Origin of the sequence: Paenibacillus camelliae (genome assembly GCF_023715345.1) — a bacterium.
Classification (GTDB): domain Bacteria; phylum Bacillota; class Bacilli; order Paenibacillales; family Paenibacillaceae; genus Pristimantibacillus; species Pristimantibacillus camelliae.
Genome location: NZ_JAMBNY010000002.1, coordinates 1 through 21410, shown reverse-complemented (window position 1 = coordinate 21410; position 21410 = coordinate 1). Strand labels below are relative to the sequence as shown.

Genomic DNA, 21410 nt, shown 5'->3' with positions numbered 1-21410 from the left:
ATGGGGGGAGTCGTGTGGCAACCTATACACCGATGATACAGCAATATTTGGAGATAAAGAAAGGGGTACCTGATGCCTTTCTTTTTTTTCGATTAGGTGATTTTTACGAAATGTTTTTCGAGGATGCAGTTAATGCTTCTCGTGAGCTAGAAATAACATTGACTGGTCGTGATGGCGGTACAGCAGAGAAAATTCCGATGTGCGGTGTTCCTTACCACGCTGCCGAAACCTATATCGCTAGATTAATTGAGAAGGGCTACAAAGTAGCGATCTGTGAACAGGTAGAGGATCCTGCACAGGCGAAAGGCGTCGTACGTCGTGAGGTTGTGAGAACGATAACGCCTGGCACCGTGATGGAAGAAAAAACATTGAACGGTAAAGGCAATAACTTCATAGGAGCAGTAGTTGAGCTTGATGGCGTATATGGTATAGCTAGCAGTGACCTGTCAACAGGAGAGTTGTATGTAACTTCCTTTCCTGGGTCACTCAGCTCCCTGCTTGATGAAGTAAATTTATATAGTCCTTCCGAGCTCGTTGGTGATGAGCATGTGCTGCAGCAGCTGAAGGACGGCAGCAGCTGGAACCGCAATGTGCCGCTAACAGGCTGGCCAGAATGTGATGAGGAGTTGCTACAACAGCAGTTCTCTGCCTCTCAGCTTAGTGAGCTGAAGGGTGCTCGCCGTCGTGCGGTTAAGGTACTGCTTAGCTATCTTGAGGACACACAGAAGCGGAGCTTGAAGCATCTCACGATACTGTCAAGCTATGAGCCACAGCAGTATATGATCTTGGACTATTATACGCGTCGTAATCTGGAGCTTACAGAAACCGTTCGCGATCGCAGCAAGAAGGGCTCATTGCTATGGCTGCTGGATCGTACGCAAACGGCGATGGGTACGAGGCTGCTGCGCCGTTGGATTGATAAGCCATTGCTTAGTTTGAAAGAAATACAGAAGCGACAGGATGCAGTTGAAATACTATATAAAAATATGATTCTGCGTGACGATCTACGCAGAGAGCTGCAGCCGATCTACGATCTGGAGCGATTAGTAGGGCGTATCTCATACGGAAATGCGAATGCGAAGGATCTTCATGCGCTAAAGCTGTCTCTGCGCCGTGTGCCGTCGCTTGTAGAGCTCTGTCAGCAGTCAGGTCATTCGGTTCTAACTGGCGTAGTCAACTCGCTTGACTGCTGCGAGGACCTTGCTGATTTTATTGATACAGTGCTTGTCGATGATCCACCGTTATCGCTGCGTGAAGGCGGCTTAATTCGAGCTGGCTATGATGCTTATCTCGATCAGTTAAGAGAGGCGAGCTCTAACGGTAAACGCTGGTTAGCTGATCTGGAGCATCGTGAGCGTGAGATAACGGGGATTAGAACGCTGAAGATCGGGTTCAACAAGGTGTTTGGCTATTATCTTGAGGTTTCCAAAGCGAACATTAGCAGCTTACCGGAAGGCCGATATGAACGAAAGCAGACGCTAGCTAACGCAGAACGCTACGTAACGCCTGAGCTTAAGGAGAAGGAGAGACTGATCCTAGAGGCTGAGGAAAAGATGGTTGATCTCGAGTACAGCAGATTTTTAGAGCTTCGAGAGCATCTTATGGAGCATCTGGCAAGATTACAGAAGGTCGCTGCCGTTGTCGCTGAGCTGGATGTATATCAAAGTCTCGCGCTTGTTAGTGCCGAGCAGCGCTATGTAAAGCCAGCCATGCATGAAGGCTATCATATGAATATTGAGGAAGGCAGACATCCAGTCGTAGAAGCGATGATGGACAGTGCTTCCTTTATTGCCAACGCAACGCATCTTGATCGCAAGGAGCAATCGATTTTGCTCATTACTGGACCGAATATGGCGGGTAAAAGCACCTATATGAGACAGGTTGCCTTAATCGTCATCATGGCTCAGATCGGCTGTTTCGTTCCTGCACAGTCAGCGGTCATTCCGTTAACGGATCGCATCTTTACACGAATCGGTGCTGCAGATGATCTGATCGGCGGACAAAGCACTTTTATGGTGGAGATGAAGGATATTCAAGTGATGACAGAGCAGGCCACAGCAAGCAGCCTGGTCATCATAGATGAGCTTGGAAGAGGAACGTCAACGGCAGAAGGAATGGCTATTGCACAGGCAGTCATTGAGTATGTACATGGGACGATTGGCTGCAAGGCGCTTGTCTCTACTCATTTTCATGAGCTGGCCCATCTGTCTGATTCGTTAAGCACGTTAACGAATGCGCGAATGGCGGTTGAGGAGAGTGGAGATCAGGTTACCTTCTTACGTAAGCTTGTTCCAGGTGCTGCTGATACAAGCTATGGTATATATTGCGCTCAGCTTGCAGGATTACCAGATGAAATAATACAGCGTGCTTATGGTCTGCTTGATTCTGAGATTGGTGGACAAGCAGAAGAGCGGTCTTCATCGAAGCAACAAAGTGTTGCCTCTGGATCAAACTCGGCAGAGCTAGCTGCAAAGCTGTCTGTCATTGATGATCATGATGAGGAACGATTTGATCTGCCGTTTGACCTTGGCGAAGACAATGATGCGGCCGTGACGACTGGCTTACGACCTCATGTCGCACAGGCGGCATACGAGGCGTTGCAGGGAGCTGGAACGGCTGTGCTTGTAAAGGAGATGGATGCTGACAAGGCGCCAGAGATGCCTAATCAGACTTCGACTGGTGAATTACCGCAGGGTGAAGTCGTTCAGCTGTCGATATTCGAGGAGCCAGTTGTAGCACCTACTACGAAGACAAAGCTGCCACAGCATGAAGAACAGGTGTTGAAGCAGCTAAAGACTGCCGATCTATTCAATATGACACCTATGCAGGCGATGAATTTGTTGAACGAGCTTAAACAAAAGCTACATTAAAACTTTAATATTAATATATGCCGCAACGAGATGAATGCAAGGAGAGGAGGAGAGACGATGGCTAGAATTAAGCTGCTTGATGAGCAATTATCGAACCAAATCGCTGCAGGTGAAGTGGTGGAGCGACCTTCATCGGTCGTGAAGGAGCTAGTGGAGAATGCGATAGATGCTTCAAGCACAACGATTGACGTATCGATTGAAGAGGGTGGATTAACCTTCATCCGTGTTGTCGATAATGGTGATGGGATTGAGCAGGAGGATATGCTAACAGCTTTTGAGAGGCATGCGACTAGTAAAATTTCTACGAGCAGCGATCTGTTCCGAATTGCGAGTCTTGGCTTTCGAGGTGAGGCGCTGCCGAGTATTGCAGCGGTCGCAAGAATAGAATGTATCTCCTCTGTTGAGGCATCGGGGTTAGCCCATCGGATCGCCATTGAAGGCGGAAAGTTAACGGCGAATGAGCCGTATAATGCGCCGAAAGGTACGAGTATTACGGTGAAGGATCTGTTTTTCAACACGCCTGCGCGATTAAAATATATGAAAACAGTGCAAACAGAGCTCGGTCATATCTCGGATTATATGAACCGAATTGCGCTTGCACATCCTGGCATTGCGATCACACTGAAGCATAACGGTAATGTATTGCTGCGAACGCTAGGAACGGGAGATCGACTACAGGTGTTAGCAGCAATCTATGGTACGAGTGCAGCTAAGCAAATGCTCGCCATCGATGGCTCGGACCCCGATTATGAGGTGCTAGGCTATATCTCAAAGCCCGAGCTTACGCGTGCGAACCGCAATGGGATTACGGTTATCGTCAATGGTCGATATATTAAGAGCATTGCCTGCAATCACGCACTGCTTGAGGGCTATCATACTTTGCTTCCTATCAATCGCTTTCCTCTTGCGATTCTTGAAATTCAAATGCATCCTGCGCTGCTAGATGTGAATGTGCATCCATCTAAGCTCGAGGTACGCTTTAGCAAAGAGCAGGAATTGAAGGCTTTAATAGAGAGGATCGTGCGAGAAAAGCTTGGCAATTTGCGCTATACGCCAGGTCTCGACTCGATCAAGCCTGCTGAGCGGAAGGGTGCTTCCTTTGTGCAGGAAGCTATCTCATTCCATATGGAGGATGGTGGAATATCCTATAAACAGGGCGAGCATGCTCCCTCTGGAACCTCCCCCCTCTCGTTTAATAGAGCGGGGGAGAGGGGGGCAGCTCAGCAGAAGAGCTCTGCTTACTCTGATGGACGAGCATCAGAATACGGTATGGGTGCACCAGGGAGAGATTCCGTGAGCATTCCGAAGGATGCCGCAGAGCGGTTATACCGTAAGCCTGATAGCTTCAGCAGCTATACTGGAGGGCGTGATGAGAGACAAGGGGTGGAGCATAGCGCATTGAATGAGCAGAATGCAACTGCATATGAGACGGAAGCGACGAAGAGTGCTCATGAGCGCTATGACACAGCTGAACGTGAAGCATATGCAGCAACAGCTTCACATATATCGTCTATACCGTCAGCGACAGACGCCCCTGCTTATGGCGTGTCTCCGATAAATACAGTCGCTCCATCAGCTGTAGAAGCTCAATCGGAGGGCTGGTCTACTACAGCTCATGCCGCAGCGAACGATCAGGAAGTTGAACAGAAGCAATCGTTGCATGCTTTTCCGGAGCTGCACTGGATTGGACAGCATCATGGTACGTACATTATTGCACAGTCAGAGGATGGACTATATCTTATTGACCAGCATGCAGCACATGAACGAATCAATTATGAGTATTATTTGGTGAAATTCGGTCAGCCGCAAGCAGCTAGCCAACAGCTGCTAGTGCCGCTTACGCTGGAATTTACACCAGGTGAAGCGCAGAGCTTAAAGGATTTGCTGCCTTATCTTGAACAGGCCGGCGTATATATGGAGCCTTTCGGTCAGCAAACCTATTTGGTGAGAGCTTATCCAGAGTGGCTGCCGCAAGGGCAAGAAGCAGTTGTCGTTGAAGAAATGATCGATTACGTGCTGCAGGAAAGAAGGCAAATTGATATCGCGAAGCTTCGGGAAGAGGCTGCGATCATGTGCTCCTGCAAAGCATCAATTAAAGCTAATGATCGAATGAATCGTGAGGAAGGCGAGATGCTGCTTCGCAGACTTGCTGCTTGTCAGCAGCCATACACTTGTCCGCATGGTCGTCCGATCATTGTGCATCTTTCTACCTATCAGCTGGAAAAAATGTTTAAGCGGGTGATGTCTTGATCGTTACGACTTCGCAGGCGCCGCACGAGCAATTGCTTGCATATGCGCAAGGTTTGGCTCGGGAGCTGAATGCGCAGCTAATACCGCGCAGGCAGATGAGCGTCCGTAAGCTAATGGAGCGCAGCGGTGCTCCTTTTATGCTGGTCGCTACAGAACATGAACTACGTTTATATGAGCGTGACAAGCTAGATAAGCCATTTATTTACCATCCGAGCATGGCGCTGCCAAAGCTTAAAGCGATGCTGCACGGTGCGGAGGAAAGCTTGATCAAATATAGTGGCTGCGAGCAAGGGGATGTCGTGTTAGATTGTACGGCTGGCCTATGCAGTGATAGCCTGCTATTTTCGCAGGCAGTGGGCTCAGACGGTCAAGTGGTTGCACTTGAAAGTGAACAGCTGCTTTATATCGTTGTTCGAGAGGGATTAGCAAACTATAGGATTGAGCCAGCAGTCATTGAGCAGGCGATGCGGCGAATTGAACTGAAGCTTGCTGATCACGAGCAATATTTGTCATCTCTACCGGATCGAAGTGTTGATATTGTCTACTTTGATCCCATGTTCCGTCAGCCGCTGCATGAATCAAGTGCCATAGGCTCAATTCGCAATATAGCGAATAAGCACGCGCTTTCTCATGCTGTGATTGACCAGGCTAAGCGCGTAGCTCGTAAATGCGTGCTCTTAAAGGAGCACAGTATGAGTGATGAGTTTGAGCGTTTAGGCTTTGAAAGATGCCAGCAAGCACGCGGTCATCGGGTAGCCTACGGTAAAATACAAATTATATAGTAAGCTGCCTGCTGTGTGCAGGCTGTTATTGGTGAAGGAAGTGAAGATCATTCGTACAATGCAGCAAGGTAATGAGATGCAGCAAGAGGCTAGCAATCGTAAGCTGCCACTGCTTGTGCTTGTTGGCCCGACGGCTGTCGGGAAGACGGCATTAAGCATTGAGCTGGCAAAACGGTACAATGCTGAAATAATTTCTGGTGATTCCATGCAGGTTTATCGCGGCATGGATATAGGCACCGCTAAAATAAAAGAGGAAGAACGAGAAGGCATCGTTCATCATTTAATTGATATTTGCAATCCGGAGGAATCTTTTTCAGCTGCTGATTTTCAAGCAAAGGCAAAAGCGCTCATCGCAGATATTCATTCACGTGGAAAGCTCCCCTTCGTCGTTGGCGGCACTGGGTTATATATAGAGTCTCTATGCTATGAGTTTCGCTTTGTTGATCATGGCTCAGATGATAAGTTCCGTGCAGAGATGGAGCAATATGCTGTGCAGCACGGAAACGAAGCGCTTCATCTAAAACTGAGTCAAGTTGACGCCGAGGCTGCAGCACGTTTGCACCCTAACGATACACGCAGGATAATTCGTGCGTTAGAGGTTCAACATTTAACAGGCAAGCCCTATAGCGAGCATCAAAGTGGTCAGGAAAGAGGACAAGAGAAGGAAAGTCCATACAATTTAGTTATTCTAGGCTTAACACGTGATCGCGCCAAGCTGTATGAACGAATCGAGCAGCGCATAGATCTTATGCTAGAGGAAGGCTTGGTTGATGAGGTGCGTGCGCTGCTGGCTAGAGAGCTGCCAATGCATGCTGTCCCAAGACAAGCGCTTGGCTATAAGGAAATTATCGCTTATCTGCAAGGGGAAATAAGCTATGAGCGTGCAGTAGAACTACTAAAACGGGATACAAGACGCTTCGCCAAACGCCAGCTTTCTTGGTTCCGTCATATGCAGGGACTTCACTTCGTGGATATGGACCAAAATTTTGAGGAGATTTTACAATCAATTCATGCTATAATAGCAGGAAAGTTTCAAGACCATCTTGAATATAGTACTAATCAATCTTTTAAGTAGACGGGGGTAACGTTCACATGAACAAATCTATCAATATTCAAGATACATTTTTGAATCAATTGCGTAAGGATCAAATTCAAGTTACCGTTTTTCTTATTAACGGATTTCAAATTAGAGGCCTTATTAAGGCGTTTGACAATTTTACGATAATTATTGAAGTCGAAGGACGTCAACAGATGGTCTATAAGCATGCGATCTCAACGTTTGTACCTCAACGCAACGTTACGCTTATGCAGCAAGAGCTGAGCCAATAGTTGAGCGGCTTAATTTAACTGAAACTTTTTTTCTTACTGTTTCGTCTATGTTAATAGCGATTCGCAGGAGCAACCTTGCCTAGGCTCGGTTGCTTTTGTCGTTGGTCGTTACTTCACCTCATTGTTGTTGTTATGTTGTTTTGCTTATTCGTTGTATTTGCTGTAAAAGTTGTCAGTTGTTTGCTTTAAAGTTTATACTAGGCATCAAATTAGAGAGATTGATGGGATTAGGAGGGGTCAGCATGAGTGAATATCGCGAAGGCAATGCTAACGGTAAAGCTCAGGACCGTGGGCAGCAGTCAGGAAAAACAAAGCAAAAGCCCAGAAAGAAAAAGAAAAATAAAGGGAAAATTTGGTTTTACAGTTTATTCTTCGCCATTGTATTCGGTATCGTAGCCGCAATACTTGGATATTCTGCCATTATCATTAATGGTGAAAGAATTTTGGATGAGCATGGTCATAAGCTTAACTTTGGTGAAGCATCGATTATCTATGATTCAGAGGGCATTGAAATTGCCCGACTAGTCGATGTGAATGAAAATAGAGAAATAGCAGAGTTCTCTGAAATTCCTAAGGTCGTGCTCGATGCATTCGTTGCAACAGAGGATAAACGATTCTATGAGCACTCTGGGCTTGACTTTATCTCAATTGGACGTGCGGTTGTTAAGGATATTATTGCACGAAGTGCGGTTGAAGGCGGTAGTACCATTACGCAGCAGCTTGCAAAAAACGTATTCTTAAGTGCCGATAAAACGATTTTCCGAAAAGCGACAGAAGCTTCGATTGCAGTAGCACTCGAAAATCAAATGTCCAAGGAACAAATTTTATCGATGTATCTAAACCGAATTTATTACGGGAAAGGTATACACGGGATTAAATCTGCAGCAGAGTACTATTTTGATACTGAGCTTGAGGATTTAGAGCTTTGGCAAGCAGCAACACTGGCGGCGATGCCTAAGGCACCGAATCGGTATAATCCGATTAACAATCCTGAGGCTTCCTTTGAACGTCGTGCAGTAGTGCTTCAGCTTATGTATGATCAAGGCTACATTACAGAGCAGCAAATGAACGAGGCGAAGACAGTAGAATATGTTCAGCCGGATCATGCGGAAAAGTATTCGAATTCTAAATATACTGCCTTTATTGATTATGTCGTCGAGGAAGCAATCGAGATGACAGGGCTATCAGAGGAAGAGCTACGTGTAGGTGGATTTCATATCTATACTACGATAGATACGAAGGCTCAAGATATTATGGATGCAGAGTTTGCTAATGCTGAAAACTTTGAGGAAAGTGTAGATGATCAGCTCGCACAGGGAGCAATGATTATTATGGATCATAGCTCGGGTGAGATTAAAGCGATGGCTGCTGGTCGCGATTATGTGAAGAAGGGCTGGAATCGCGTCACGAAGAAAAGACAACCGGGCTCATCCTATAAGCCGCTGATTGCTTTTGGACCAGCACTAGAGCATGATAATTTATCACCTTCAAGCATCTTAAATATTGATCGCACCTGCTTTGGAGATTATTGTCCACGTGATAAATGGGGAGCAACACCTGTAACGATGCAATTAGCATTACAGGAGTCGCGAAATCTCGCAGCTGTTTGGTTGTTGAATGAAGTAGGCTTCAAGAAAGCCAATGAATTTGCAACGAAGCTCGGCGTCGGCCTGAACGAGAATGAATATAATTTATCCAGTGCATTAGGTGGCCTAGAACAAGGCTTCTCTCCACTGGAAATGGCTACAGCATATAGTGTCATTGCTAATGATGGGATGAGTGTTGACCCTCATACGATTCGCAGTATTAAAGGTAACAACTATTCAAAAGAATATTCTGCACCAAAAGCTGAACGACTCATGAAGGAATCAACAGCAGCGTATCTAACTCAAATGCTGCAAGCGGTCGTAGAGGCAGGTACAGCGAAGAGAGCTCAAATTGATCGTCCAGTTGCAGGTAAAACTGGTACGACTCAGCACGGTATACCAGGGCACAAAGGAAGCGAAAACCGCGATGTATGGTTTGTAGGCTATACACCTGAGTGGACGGCAGCTGTTTGGATGGGCTATGACAATACCGATAAAGATCATTTATTGAAGAAAGGAAGCTCACAGGCTACTTCGTTGTTTGCGAAAGTGATGAAGCCGGCTCTTGCTTCCATTCCTAAACAGAACTTTACAGTCGTTGAGGAAGAGGTTGTAGAGCCACCTTCCATTGAAATGGGGCCTTTATCGTATACGTACGATGAGATGAATGGTATTGTAACGCTTGATTGGAGTATTAATTATGAAGGGGACGTAACATTCGAAGTGTTCCGTATGGAGCAAAATAGTGGAAGCTTTACACATTTCGCAGAAACGGAAGGGACGCTTACGATCCAAGATATGAGTGTATTCCCAGGCTACAACTATCAGTATTATGTTGTTGCGCATGATCTAGAAAACGAAATATCAAGCGCGCCTTCGAATACGATATCTATTGATATTCCTGATGGTGATTTTGGAGTTCCGGAGCTTCCAATGGATGGGGACAATGAACTACCAGAGGATGAGGAATGGGTGGAAGGAAATCCTTATCCGCCGACAGATCCTACGCCAACACCACCAGTTGAAGAATTGCCGCAGGAAACTGCACCGACTGAACCGACACCACCAGTCGATAATCCGGAACAGCCTACGGAGCCAACAGATTCAGACACTGACGGGCAAAGCTCAGGTAATGATATCGGTGGTTTAATCGAAGAACTGCTGAACATGGAAGGGAATCATGAGGCACAGCAATAAAGTAGGAATAAAGAGTAATGGGTGAAATATGTTATACAATAATACTCATCAGGAGCGCCAGAACAATTTCTGGCGCTCTCTTTGTCGTAAATGTTGGATATTGCTTCTGACTATGGTAAGCTTTAAATATGGTGTTTATTGATCAAAAAGAAAGGTAAGCAAACTATGAAAAGAAAATTCTCAGATCGCGCAAATTGGAGAAGGATTATTCGCAAAAGTTACTCCTGTATGTCGGTTGATCAGAAAGAATTCCACGGCCTTCTTACCTTTTATCGTATCCACGAGCTCAGAGAACCGTTATATAAAGTGTATGGAGGTAAGGAGCTATGTCTTGCTGATGAGGGATATGTATGGATGCAGCATTTCCCCAAAGGAGAGCATTATGTCGTTACAACGATGTTTGATCAGGATGGGAAAGTGGTACAGTGGTACATAGATGTTTGTAAAAACCAGGGGCTAACCGAGCAGAAGGTGCCATGGTTTGATGATTTGTATTTGGATGTAGTTGTGCTGCCAAGTGGCGAAGTATTTCTTATGGATGAGGATGAGCTAGAAGAAGCTTATCAGGCGGGGGATATTTCCTATAAGGATGTTGTACTTGCGCAAAAAACGGCATCAAGAGTAATGTCTATGATTCGCAACGGGAAATTTAGGTTTTTCACATTAAGCATGAAGCATAAGCGCCTATATGATAAAGCGTGGGAGCTGAGTGAATCATGACGATGCGACCACCTGCTGAAAAAAGAAATCAACATGCTGCCAATCGAGCAGCCGCAGGTAAGCAATCAAGGCCGCAGCACAATAAAGGGAATATTAAAGCGAAGGCTGGTCGTCAATTTGATGAGTTTTTCGATGAACAGGCTGCAGCAGCAGTACAGTCTCGTAAGCCAAGCAATCAGAGCAAGCGAGCTGTAAACGGCAAAGCTGCGGCTGGTTCTGAAGCTGCTAACAGTAAGACGACAGCAAAGTCAGCGAAGTCGTTAGCAAAGCCAAGAAAGGCTGCTGTAGCACGCAGCAAGGCCAAGTCAAAGCGTAGCAAAGGCAAGCGTAAACGTGGTCCTCTAGCGAGGATAGTGCAGTTGATCATTGTTGCATCATGTCTTGTTCTGAGTTGGTGCTTGTTCGCCTATTACATGATTGTATTTAATGAACAGAAGCCATTAGTAAAAGCCGATGCGGGTATTGTATTAGGAGCAGCAATGTGGAATAACCAGCCGAGCCCGGCGTTGAAGGAAAGATTAGATTATGCGATCCAGCTATATGAGGACGGTTATGTGGATTCTCTCATATTAAGCGGGGGAAAGCCTGAACAAAGCAGAGGCTTAACGGAAGCAGAGGGCATGAAAAATTATTTGCTAAACGCCGGTATTCCTGAGGATCGATTGCTGTTAGAAAGTCATTCGAGAGATACATATGAGAATTTAAGCTTTAGTAAAAGAGTTGCTGATCTACATGGCATTCATTCCGTTATGATTATTACACATCACTACCATACAAAGCGTGCAGAAGATATTGCGAGCTTTGTTGATTTTGGTCATGTGCAAACAGCAGGCTTCGAGACGGAGGTTCTGAATGAAGGCTATCATTACACGAGAGAAATGCTAGCTTATACAAAGTGGCAGCTTAATAAGCTGCTTATACCACTTGGAATTACGTTATGATATCATGCCCTGAAGGTCATATTGTATTATAGTAACGGAATCTTTTAATATGTTGGTACTAGCTAGAATACACTTTTACTACGATTTCTTTGCTCAGCTTTATAAGGAAAGGTGATGCATACTATGAGCAGTAAAGTGATAGCTAGCGATTCCATCATACATTCTCGGCCATCAAGGCAAATAAATGTTGTGTTGCGTAACCCTGAGCCTACACCGGTCATATCTGAGCCTCCATCGCTGGAGGAGCGTACCATACAAGAAGAGAAGACGAACACACATCATCTGTTTGCGGAATTCGAAGAACAATTGAACGCCATGGTAGGAATGGAGCAGGTTAAAGCAATTGTTTATGAGATCTATGCGTTATTGCATATTAGTCGCATGCGACAGGAGATGGGATTAAGTCAGTCTAGTCACGTTTATCATATGATCTTCAAGGGTAATCCTGGTACCGGGAAAACAACCATCGCTAGAATTGTCGCGAAGCTGTTTCAGAAGATGGGCGTACTATCCAAAGGGCATTTGATTGAAGTAGAACGTGCAGATTTAGTAGGCGAATATATCGGACACACTGCTCAAAAAACACGAGATCTCATTAAAAAGGCGATGGGCGGCGTATTGTTTATTGATGAAGCATACAGCTTAGCTCGTGGTGGTGAGAAGGACTTCGGGAAAGAAGCGATTGATACGCTCGTGAAGCATATGGAGGATTCGAAAAATCAATTTATATTGATACTTGCGGGCTACCCTTATGAAATCGAGCAGTTTTTGCTTACGAATCCCGGTCTACCCTCTAGATTCCCCCTTATTATTGACTTTCCAGATTACTCGACCGATCAACTGATGGAGATCGGAGAGTTAATGATGAAGGAAAGGGATTATGTGCTTTCGCAGCATGCCGCATTTAAGCTAAGGCAGCTAATTATGCAGGCAAAGCAAACCGAGCAGTTTTCATTCAGTAATGCTAGGTATGTAAGGAATTTGCTGGAGAAGGCAGTTAGGCAGCATGCTGTGCGGCTAATGAATCATTACCCGCGAGGTACGCCGAGTAAAAATGAGTTGATGAGCATTCGCTCAGAAGATATTAAGTAACTGCTGCGGCATCTCTATTGTGAGGTAGAGATGCCTAATTTATGGTTGAGGTGAACAGTAACATGATACATCAAGAGAATAATGAAAGCTGGGAGCAGCTGGAGCAGCTGCTTCAGGCCACAGAAGAAGAAGTAAGCGAAGCATTTGTAAAGGTCGAGCGTATCGGAGAACGCAATCAGTGGAAGGTTATTCAAGCGTTTCAGAAGCATAAAGTAAGTGATTATCACTTTTCAGGCTCTACCGGTTATGGCTACAATGATCGCGGTCGAGAGGTGTTAGATCTCGTATATGCTGATGTGTTCGGAGCGGAAAAAGCTTTTGTTCGACCACATTTTGCATCAGGAACGCATACGATTAGCACGGCGTTGTTCGGGGTCCTTCGTCCAGGAGATGAGCTGCTATATATTACGGGTAAGCCGTATGACACCTTACATAAGGTAATTGGGAAAGAGAAAGACAATTCAGGATCATTAGCAGATTGGGGTATTTCGTATGCATGCGTTGATTTGCTTGACGATGGACAAGTGAATTGGGAGGAAGTTGCGAAAGCAATCACTTCTAGAACAAAGGTTATTGGCATTCAACGCTCTCGGGGCTATGATTGGAGAGCTTCGTTCACCATTGAGCAAATCCAGCACATGGTGGAACAAATAAGAAAGCTAACAGAGGATGCGATTATTTTTGTTGATAATTGCTACGGGGAATTTACTGAGCTGTTAGAGCCTACAGAGGTAGGCGTAGACCTGATGGCAGGCTCTCTCATTAAAAATCCTGGTGGAGGTATCGCTGAAACAGGTGGATATATTGCAGGAAAAGCCGAATATGTTGAGGCAGCTGCTTACCGATTAACAGCCCCTGGCATTGGCTTAGAGGTTGGAGCTATGCTCGGCACACTGCGAGCGATGTATCAAGGCTTATTTCTTGCACCACATATTGTTTCTCAAGCTGTAAAGGGCAGTGTGCTGGCAGCTGCTGTATTTGAGAAGCTTGGCTTTGAAACAAAGCCAAAATGGAATGAAAAGCGAACTGATTTGATTCAAGCTGTGCGTTTTGGACAAGCCGATCATCTCATTAGCTTCGTGCAGGGTGTTCAGCAAGCAGCAGCTGTTGATGCACATGTTACCCCTGAGCCATGGGACATGCCTGGCTATGAGCATGCCGTTATTATGGCAGCAGGTACGTTTATTCAAGGTGGGAGTCTTGAGCTGTCTGCGGATGCGCCGATTCGAGAGCCATATATAGCATATATGCAGGGTGGTCTGACCTATGCACATGTTAAATACGGTATCCTATTATCGTTAGAAAAGATGCTGAAAAATGACCAGATTGTAATTAAACCTTACATAGGTTGACATATATGTGACGTGTCGGTACAATGAAGTCATTAATCAACGGGAAGGATGGTGCGATATGGCTGACGAAATTCGTAGAAATATGGCCTTGTTTCCAATTGGTATTGTGATGAAGCTTACCGATCTAACAGCAAGACAGATTCGCTATTATGAGCAGCATGAGCTGATTGTTCCTGCAAGAACAGGCGGTAATCAACGACTATTTTCATTTAATGATGTAGAGCGTCTACTTGAAATAAAGTCTCTAATCGAGAAAGGCGTTAACATTGCTGGAATAAAGCAAGTCATGAATCCGGTTTCTAAAGAATCCGAAGAAGCAACGAAGGTTAGTGAGCAATCTGAAGTAAAACGCAGAGAAATGTCAGATACTCAGCTTCACCGTATGCTGAAGCAGCAGCTACTCGAAAAGCGGCCTGGACAAACATCAATTATTCAAGGCCAGCTTACTCGGTTTTTGCATAAGCGTTAATTTAGCCTAAGGTTAGAAGGAGATGATAGGATGGGTTACACGAGAGAAGACATTAAACGCATCGCTAAAGAAGAAAACGTACGTTTCATACGTTTGCAATTCACGGATTTATTAGGCTCCATAAAAAATGTAGAAATACCGGTAAGTCAATTAGACAAAGCACTAGACAATAAGATGATGTTCGATGGATCTTCCATCGAGGGCTATGTACGTATCGAGGAATCTGATATGTATCTTGTGCCTGATCTGGATACTTGGGTTGTCTTCCCGTGGGTCCACGAGGATCGTATTGCCCGACTAATTTGTGATATTTACATGCCTGATGGTACTCCATTTGCCGGTGATCCGCGCGGTATATTAAAGCGCGTATTGAAAGAGGCAGAAGAAATGGGCTTCACTAGCATGAATGTCGGCCCTGAACCTGAATTCTTCTTATTCAAAACGGATGAGAAGGGTAATCCTACGACAGAGTTGAATGATCATGGCGGTTATTTCGACTTGGCCCCTATGGATCTTGGAGAAAACTGCAGACGCGATATCGTTCTAACCTTAGAGGAGATGGGCTTTGAAATCGAGGCATCACACCATGAGGTTGCTCCAGGTCAGCATGAAATCGACTTTAAATATGCAGATGCGATTAAAGCCGCAGACCAAATTCAAACGTTCAAGCTTGTTGTCAAAACGGTTGCTCGTGTGCATGGTCTGCATGCCACATTTATGCCTAAGCCACTTTACGGCTCAAATGGATCTGGTATGCACTGTCATGTATCCTTATTCCAAGGAGATGAAAACGCATTTTATGATGAAACGGATCCACTTGGCTTAAGTGAAACAGCTCGTCATTTTATGGCTGGAGTGATGGAGCATGCGCGAGCAATGGCAGCAATAACGAATCCGGTTGTTAATTCCTACAAGCGACTTGTTCCAGGCTATGAGGCACCATGCTATGTTGCTTGGTCCGCAAGCAATCGCTCACCAATGATTCGGATCCCTGCATCACGTGGAATATCTACGAGAGTAGAATTACGCAATCCTGATCCTGCTGCAAATCCGTATTTGACACTAGCTGTAATTCTAAAAGCAGGTCTAGATGGCATTCGCAATAAGATGGAGCTCGTAGCACCAGTTGATCGTAATATTTATATTATGTCAGAGGAAGAGCGCCTAGATGAGAACATATATAGTCTTCCTGCAGATCTCAGAGAAGCATTGAATGAGCTGCTACGCTCCGATGTAATCTGTGATGCACTAGGTGATCACGCCCTTGCACATTTCTATGAGTTAAAGGAAATCGAGTGGGATATGTATCGCACACAGGTTCACCAATGGGAGCTTGATCAATACTTGACGCATTATTAATGGATTATAAACCCGAGCAATTACATTCCGTAATTGCTCGGGTTTTAGTTTTAAAATAGAACGTATGCTAGCAGTGATACGGTGATGTATCTATTTACTAGAGTATTTGCAGGGAAAGCTCTAGGCACACATATAGGTGAAATGCTAAAAAGTAAATGACCTGAGGATTTGGTCTATACGGGCAATACATACTATGAATATAGATAATATGATTAATAAACAATCAAGTAAACTTGCTGTGTTCAGTAGGTTAATAGGAATGAAATAGAAGGGATGAAAAACGATGATAAATGTTATGCTGGTTACTCCTGAGCTTGATGAAACAGAAATGTTTTTCAGTAGGGATGAGATCGAATTAATTCTCAATCTTAAAATTAACTTTTCGTTGAAGGATAGCGATTATCAGTTGTCAGGGATAGAATATTGCGTTGATCAGAAAAAGTTTCGTATGTGGGTGAAAGAGGCTAAGTAAGCAAAAAATGAGACGGTCATTTCATCCACTTTATGGCGCAGCACCTTGCTGCGCCATTTTCATATGTTTAGCAATGTACATATTTGATTACGATATTTTTTCTTCGGACTTCTTCGTTCGTCTTTTCTTCTTAGGTGCTGGGGGCTCAGGCTTCGTAGCTTCAATGCTGGCTTTTAATGCAGCCATCAGATCGATAACATTCGTTTTCACTGCAGCTGGTGCATTGACGATATCGACGCTCTCACCAGCAATTTTTTGTTCAATGAGCTCTGATAAGGCTGCACGATATTCATCATTATACTTCGTTGGATCGAACTTTTCACTTAGCTGCTCAATGAGTGTTTTAGCCATTTCTAATTCTTTATCATTTACTGAAGTCGCTTGAGGCAAATTTGGTACTTGATTGATGGCACGGATCTCGTCAGGGAAATGCATCGTTTCCAAGCATAAGCAGTTATCTACGACACGAATAGCAGCAAGGCTGCTCTTGCTGCGTATCGAGATTTTAGCTATTCCGATCTTACCAGTGTGCTTGATGGCCTCCAATAGAAGACTATAAGCGCCACCCCCGGTCTGATCGGGAGAAAGATAATAGGGCTTCTCAAAGTAAATAGGGTCGATGTCGGTTAGATCAACAAAGTCCAATATTTTTATTAAACGAGCAGATTCAGGCTTAATCACTTCTAATTCTTCATCTTTAATAATTACGAATTTATCCTTCTCATACTCAAAGCCTCGCACAATATCATCTGAAGTAACAGCTTTGTCACAGTGTGGACATTTTTTTTCATAAGAAATAGGCATTTTACATTCCTTATGTAGCTGTCTGAAATGAATGTCCTTATCCTCGGTAGCAGAGTGCATCTTGACCGGAACATGGACCAAGCCAAAGCTAATAGCACCTTTCCATACGGTATGCATTCCATTCACTCCTTTTTACCTTATTATGTCCAGCATTTGAATAATAATATGCTTCATACTTTAGAAATTAAAGAAGGAGAGGACAGAATTGTCCTCTCCCACTTTAGTAAAGAGTGAGTGCAGTATGCGGGCAGCAAAAATTCATTATGCGCATCGGCCTAATGGATGCTACCCACATACCATTTAGATGGCATGCTATTTCACGATAATTGCAAGAGTTTTAGGTTTTCTTGCAGTAGTCCCAATGATCTTTCCTTCAGGATCGAACATTACTTGGGAGGTTTTAGACTAGCTGCGGCGACGGCGATGTCTTCTTACACCGATGATTAGGACTTTTTGTCCTGGTCTTACTTTAACAACTTTAATTCTACGACGTCTGTTGTTCATCTTATCTACCTCCTTCGATCAAGATAATCCATAATATGATTTTTTCATATTGTTGATCTAGACGAACGTTTGAGTTGAATTCAATTTTAAGGAAATGGTGTAATGCACATACTAATGAATAAGATCTAGAGGGGGAGAAGGAGGCTATTTGACCGTGGTTCATAATGAGCCACACAATGAAGAAAGATGAGGGGGTAGATAAGATCATCTTATCTACCCCCTCATCTTTTATAAGAAGAATGGAAGTAAAAAAAGTCCTGTTAATGCTGCAAGTGGAAAACGTCTTTGGTAAAACCTTCTTCTCGGATAAAAGCCAGGGTAATAGCCAAACTGTCTATAGCCTTGTTGCTGCATTGGCATTCCGCCAATCATTTCGTTTGATGGAATAGCCAACGTAACATATTCATTATCAACATGTGCAATAAATCCATCTTGAGTCATACCGTCACTTGTTTGTATTCCAACATATTTATGCATGCAGGACATACAAATATCTCTGTAGCTACTTGTTTCCATATTCAACCTCCATTATAAATTAATACACTATAGTCTATGGAGGAGTGACTATGTTGCATATGGTAATCGCCTATCCTTGTGAAAATAATTTTTTTAGTACTATGATAACAACTAGTACAATATAAAAAGGGGTGCCATCACTGGCATCCCTTTAATATCAATTTAGATTCAGATAATTAATTTGATAGATTGCTAACATCATTATGCCTCACATGCAATACCGTCACCATCTCGATCCAGCTTTTTACTGTAGCCAGGCTCACCCTCAAACAAAGGTGTTACCCCTGCGTCGCGTGCTTCTGAGCAATTATTATAAGTTACTTTCACCTCTATAGGAGTTTCATCAATATCTTCAGACACTTTTGTGTTGTCTTTCGATCCCTCCCCGAGAGGGAATGAAAGCTGAGGCTTCTCTACAATAAATAATACACGTTCTCCATTGTCATAAGCTGATAGCTGATGTCCAACCCAGCTGCCTGCGCCACGATTATCGCTGGAGTCAATATAGGCTACACTCGCACCGTATCCACCTTCTTCACACATAGCCATGGGCCATTCATCGCGATCATAGCCATCTCTTGTGTCAATACCTTGCAACGATTGCTTTCGATTCTCATCAGCGCCCTCGCGATCAATCGTACAAACATCGGAGTGACCATTTTCAATCGCATTATAGATATGAAGTGCGGTTTCAGGATAACGATCACTTGGGAAAATAAGGACGTAATCATATTCATCTGGCTCTGTTTGAACTCTATTCGAAGTTTGCTCATCATTCGGTGCAGCAAGTAATGACTCATCCTCTAGAGAAGATGAACCCTCGAGTGGAGTAAAGTTGCTTTCAAGCGTTTCTAAGGATTGGTTAGCATGTGTTTCGTTTGCATTCTCTTCTAGTGAGGGTAGCTGCTTATTGGTTCCTCCGCCCGTACTATTAGTGGTACTGCATCCCGCTAGCAAGAGTAGACATACGAGTACATACAGAAAGTTCTTCTTCACTGTATACCTCCATAAAGTTATTCAAGTTGTGTGTTAGTTATTGCAATATAACAAGCTATGAATTGAAAAAAAAGAAAGACCATCTATGCGGTGAATTGATTGCATAATGGTCAGAATGGATAACTATTATTGTTAGTGCATATCACGGAATAGTCCGATTACTTTTCCTAGAATAGTAACATTGTTTAATATGATTGGCTCCATCGTGGAGTTTTCTGGCTGCAATCGAATATGATCCTTCTCACGATAGAATGTTTTCACCGTTGCTTCATCATCCTCAGTCATCGCTACAACAATATCTCCATTATTAGCGGTTTGTTGCTGACGGACAATAACTAAATCTCCATTATGTATGCCAGCCTCAATCATACTATCCCCAACAACATTAAGGACGAATACATTATGCTCTCCTATAAAGTGTGAAGATAGTGGAAAATAATCTTCAATATTTTCGGTAGCTGTAATCGGAATCCCTGCAGTTACTTTACCAATAATAGGGATTTGCTTTACAGGAAACGGAATGACGTTATCACCGATATCATTGAATTCATCTTCTTGACCAAGAATTTCTATTGCACGAGGCTTCGTAGGGTCTCTGCGAATGTAGCCTTTCTTCTCAAGTCGATCCAGATGACCATGAACCGTAGAGCTTGATAATAAGCCGACAGCTTCTGCGATCTCGCGAACAGAGGGTGGATAGCCCTTATCCTTAACTTCCTGTTTAATAAATTCTAATATTTCTAATTGGCGCTTCGATAACTTATTCATGAGATCAACTCCATCTATTATTAGGGAAATTATAACACAGAACTCGAGTTCGTACAAACATAAGTTCTTAGGAATGTATGTTCTTATTTTTTACTAGAAATGATTGACAAGAAACATATGTTCGTATATCATAAAACCAGAACAAATGTTTGGGGAGATGATCGTAATGTCAGCTTATAATCCATATGCATATAATCGTTATGAAAGAGTTTTGAATTCTTCTAATAACTCAAAGTATAAAAATAAACAACCTGTCCGCGATGTAAACTCTAATTTCTATAAGATGATCCTTACAGCTATTGCTATAGCAATCATTGTTACTAGCTTTTTTCTAATTCGCACGACAGCGGCTACGCCTGTATCGGATATGGCTATGGAAGGGGAGAAGATGGTAACTGTTAGCGCTGGTGATTCATTATGGAGCATTGCCGATCGTCACTTTGATTCGGTAAATGACAAGGGATACGCTGTTTTTCTTATTAAAGAACGGAATCAAATGCAGAATAATACGATAAAGCCGGGAGATCAGCTCATCATTCCGCTCATTCCTTAATGAGAACTCGCTGAATATACTGTTATTATCTAGTTAACGCGATCGTTTACAATAGGGCAGTTTGAGCGGAGTTAGTGAGAGGTAATAATGACATCGACAAAATCACTTACTATAGATCCTGATTGTCTTGGCTTTAGTGAGTGTAATAGATATTTGAGAGAGTAACGCAACGCATACTTACAATAAATTGTAAGTTGAAGTTTTGTCTTCCTTGATTTCATTGTGTAAGGTTCTGCGACTCATGTTGTTAATGAGGAATGACTTGCGACTTCGTACGGAGGAATCATTGAACGGTATATGTTGATTGTTGATACCCATACTAGAAATCGTAAAAACAAAGCTGCCTAAATTAGGTAGCTTTGTTTTTTGAAAAAAAGGGTTGTCAAATGATATTCATCTATGGTACATTATTGTTCCGGCCGAGAAAACGGTCTAGTAATCAGGCAAGTAAATGAATTTCAAATATATAAGTGATTATAAATAATCATAAATTAATTTGAAAGAAAGCTTGCATGAAATGAATAAGTGTGATAAGATATTTATCTCGTCACTTTTTGAGATGTGACGGTAACAACAAAGCTTCATTAATATGAAGTGTAATTGTTCCTTGAAAACTGAACAACGAGTAAGAACTGCCATCAACAATTCAACCCCGTTGGGTTGTTGATAAAAAGCGAAATAGAAGATTTTTTCAAGCGATTCTCGCATTGAAAAAACTTACAGTAATGAGCAATCAAACACTTTAATGGAGAGTTTGATCCTGGCTCAGGACGAACGCTGGCGGCGTGCCTAATACATGCAAGTCGAGCGGACTTGATGGAGTGCTTGCACTCCTGAGAGTTAGCGGCGG

The 21410-nt window shown here is 43.6% G+C and carries 18 protein-coding genes, 1 rRNA gene and 1 pseudogene; 15 read left to right on the top strand and 5 right to left on the bottom strand.

Annotated features, from left to right (window positions below; all coding sequences use genetic code 11):
- Positions 1–14: 14 nt before the first annotated feature.
- From mutS to M3180_RS05930, 13 genes are all read left to right on the top strand, one after another.
- Positions 15–2870, top strand: coding sequence for a DNA mismatch repair protein MutS (gene mutS / locus M3180_RS05990; protein WP_251666389.1), 2856 nt, complete (start codon positions 15–17; stop codon positions 2868–2870).
- 57 nt (positions 2871–2927) lie between these two features.
- Complete coding sequence (gene mutL, locus M3180_RS05985; protein ID WP_251666388.1) at positions 2928–5120, top strand: DNA mismatch repair endonuclease MutL; 2193 nt, start codon at positions 2928–2930, stop codon at positions 5118–5120.
- Positions 5117–5902, top strand: a complete 786-nt coding sequence (locus M3180_RS05980; protein WP_251666387.1) for a class I SAM-dependent methyltransferase — start codon at positions 5117–5119, stop codon at positions 5900–5902. Before mutL ends, M3180_RS05980 begins: the two co-directional genes overlap by 4 nt.
- Positions 5903–5933: 31 nt before the next feature.
- Positions 5934–6977, top strand: a complete 1044-nt coding sequence (miaA, locus tag M3180_RS05975) for a tRNA (adenosine(37)-N6)-dimethylallyltransferase MiaA (RefSeq protein ID WP_432806904.1) — start codon at positions 5934–5936, stop codon at positions 6975–6977.
- Between the two features lie 17 nt (positions 6978–6994).
- Positions 6995–7231, top strand: a complete 237-nt coding sequence (gene hfq / locus M3180_RS05970; RefSeq protein ID WP_251666386.1) for an RNA chaperone Hfq — start codon at positions 6995–6997, stop codon at positions 7229–7231.
- Positions 7232–7473: 242 nt separating this feature from the next.
- Positions 7474–10014: a transglycosylase domain-containing protein gene (locus tag M3180_RS05965; RefSeq protein ID WP_251666385.1), complete on the top strand. Its 2541-nt coding sequence runs from the start codon at positions 7474–7476 to the stop codon at positions 10012–10014.
- Positions 10015–10179: 165 nt separating this feature from the next.
- Entirely contained in the window at positions 10180–10734 is a 555-nt protein-coding gene (locus tag M3180_RS05960) for a ribonuclease FAU-1 family protein (protein ID WP_251666384.1), read from the top strand.
- Positions 10731–11675, top strand: a complete 945-nt coding sequence (locus M3180_RS05955; RefSeq protein ID WP_251666383.1) for a YdcF family protein — start codon at positions 10731–10733, stop codon at positions 11673–11675. Before M3180_RS05960 ends, M3180_RS05955 begins: the two co-directional genes overlap by 4 nt.
- A 123-nt stretch (positions 11676–11798) precedes the next feature.
- Complete coding sequence (locus M3180_RS05950; RefSeq protein ID WP_251666382.1) at positions 11799–12767, top strand: AAA family ATPase; 969 nt, start codon at positions 11799–11801, stop codon at positions 12765–12767.
- 62 nt (positions 12768–12829) lie between these two features.
- Entirely contained in the window at positions 12830–14119 is a 1290-nt protein-coding gene (locus M3180_RS05945; protein WP_251666381.1) for a methionine gamma-lyase family protein, read from the top strand.
- A 58-nt stretch (positions 14120–14177) separates the two neighbouring features.
- Complete coding sequence (locus M3180_RS05940) at positions 14178–14588, top strand: MerR family transcriptional regulator (RefSeq protein ID WP_213513186.1); 411 nt, start codon at positions 14178–14180, stop codon at positions 14586–14588.
- 30 nt (positions 14589–14618) lie between these two features.
- Positions 14619–15947, top strand: coding sequence for a type I glutamate--ammonia ligase (gene glnA / locus M3180_RS05935; RefSeq protein WP_251666380.1), 1329 nt, complete (start codon positions 14619–14621; stop codon positions 15945–15947).
- Positions 15948–16230: 283 nt separating this feature from the next.
- A complete protein-coding gene (locus tag M3180_RS05930; protein ID WP_251666379.1) occupies positions 16231–16419 on the top strand; it encodes a hypothetical protein in 189 nt (62 codons plus the stop codon).
- A gap of 87 nt (positions 16420–16506) precedes the next feature.
- Here the strand turns inward: M3180_RS05930 and ku are convergent, their stop codons facing one another.
- The 5 genes and pseudogenes from ku to lexA form a co-directional block, all read right to left on the bottom strand.
- The gene (gene ku / locus M3180_RS05925) at positions 16507–17340 is read right to left on the bottom strand and encodes a non-homologous end joining protein Ku (protein WP_251666378.1); all 834 of its coding nucleotides are present in this window, start codon (positions 17338–17340) and stop codon (positions 16507–16509) included.
- A gap of 615 nt (positions 17341–17955) precedes the next feature.
- Positions 17956–18243 carry a phosphatidylinositol kinase gene (locus M3180_RS05920; protein ID WP_251666377.1) on the bottom strand — a complete coding sequence of 96 codons (288 nt, stop codon included), beginning with the start codon at positions 18241–18243 and terminating at the stop codon, positions 17956–17958.
- Positions 18244–18444: 201 nt separating this feature from the next.
- The gene (locus M3180_RS05915; protein WP_251666773.1) at positions 18445–18570 is read right to left on the bottom strand and encodes an excalibur calcium-binding domain-containing protein; all 126 of its coding nucleotides are present in this window, start codon (positions 18568–18570) and stop codon (positions 18445–18447) included.
- A gap of 84 nt (positions 18571–18654) precedes the next feature.
- A pseudogene (locus M3180_RS05910) lies at positions 18655–19008 on the bottom strand (excalibur calcium-binding domain-containing protein); the annotation flags it as partial.
- 363 nt (positions 19009–19371) lie between these two features.
- Positions 19372–20007, bottom strand: a complete 636-nt coding sequence (lexA, locus tag M3180_RS05905) for a transcriptional repressor LexA (RefSeq protein WP_251666376.1) — start codon at positions 20005–20007, stop codon at positions 19372–19374.
- Between the two features lie 166 nt (positions 20008–20173).
- Between lexA and M3180_RS05900 the strand changes: the two genes are divergently transcribed.
- A complete protein-coding gene (locus M3180_RS05900) occupies positions 20174–20560 on the top strand; it encodes a LysM peptidoglycan-binding domain-containing protein (RefSeq protein ID WP_251666375.1) in 387 nt (128 codons plus the stop codon).
- Between the two features lie 742 nt (positions 20561–21302).
- Positions 21303–21410, top strand: a 16S ribosomal RNA gene (locus M3180_RS05895); the annotation flags it as partial.

Excerpts from the sequence above, each read along its gene's own strand:
- M3180_RS05920 (WP_251666377.1), bottom strand. The coding sequence starts at position 18,243 with ATGGAAACAAGTAGCTACAGAGATATTTGTATGTCCTGCATGCATAAA.
- M3180_RS05940 (WP_213513186.1), top strand. The coding sequence starts at position 14,178 with ATGGCTGACGAAATTCGTAGAAATATGGCCTTGTTTCCAATTGGTATT.
- M3180_RS05955 (WP_251666383.1), top strand. The coding sequence starts at position 10,731 with ATGACGATGCGACCACCTGCTGAAAAAAGAAATCAACATGCTGCCAAT.
- ku (WP_251666378.1), bottom strand. The coding sequence starts at position 17,340 with ATGCATACCGTATGGAAAGGTGCTATTAGCTTTGGCTTGGTCCATGTT.
- M3180_RS05930 (WP_251666379.1), top strand. The coding sequence starts at position 16,231 with ATGATAAATGTTATGCTGGTTACTCCTGAGCTTGATGAAACAGAAATG.
- hfq (WP_251666386.1), top strand. The coding sequence starts at position 6,995 with ATGAACAAATCTATCAATATTCAAGATACATTTTTGAATCAATTGCGT.
- glnA (WP_251666380.1), top strand. The coding sequence starts at position 14,619 with ATGGGTTACACGAGAGAAGACATTAAACGCATCGCTAAAGAAGAAAAC.
- M3180_RS05950 (WP_251666382.1), top strand. The coding sequence starts at position 11,799 with ATGAGCAGTAAAGTGATAGCTAGCGATTCCATCATACATTCTCGGCCA.
- lexA (WP_251666376.1), bottom strand. The coding sequence starts at position 20,007 with ATGAATAAGTTATCGAAGCGCCAATTAGAAATATTAGAATTTATTAAA.
- M3180_RS05960 (WP_251666384.1), top strand. The coding sequence starts at position 10,180 with ATGAAAAGAAAATTCTCAGATCGCGCAAATTGGAGAAGGATTATTCGC.
- M3180_RS05900 (WP_251666375.1), top strand. The coding sequence starts at position 20,174 with ATGTCAGCTTATAATCCATATGCATATAATCGTTATGAAAGAGTTTTG.
- M3180_RS05945 (WP_251666381.1), top strand. The coding sequence starts at position 12,830 with ATGATACATCAAGAGAATAATGAAAGCTGGGAGCAGCTGGAGCAGCTG.
- M3180_RS05965 (WP_251666385.1), top strand. The coding sequence starts at position 7,474 with ATGAGTGAATATCGCGAAGGCAATGCTAACGGTAAAGCTCAGGACCGT.
- mutL (WP_251666388.1), top strand. The coding sequence starts at position 2,928 with ATGGCTAGAATTAAGCTGCTTGATGAGCAATTATCGAACCAAATCGCT.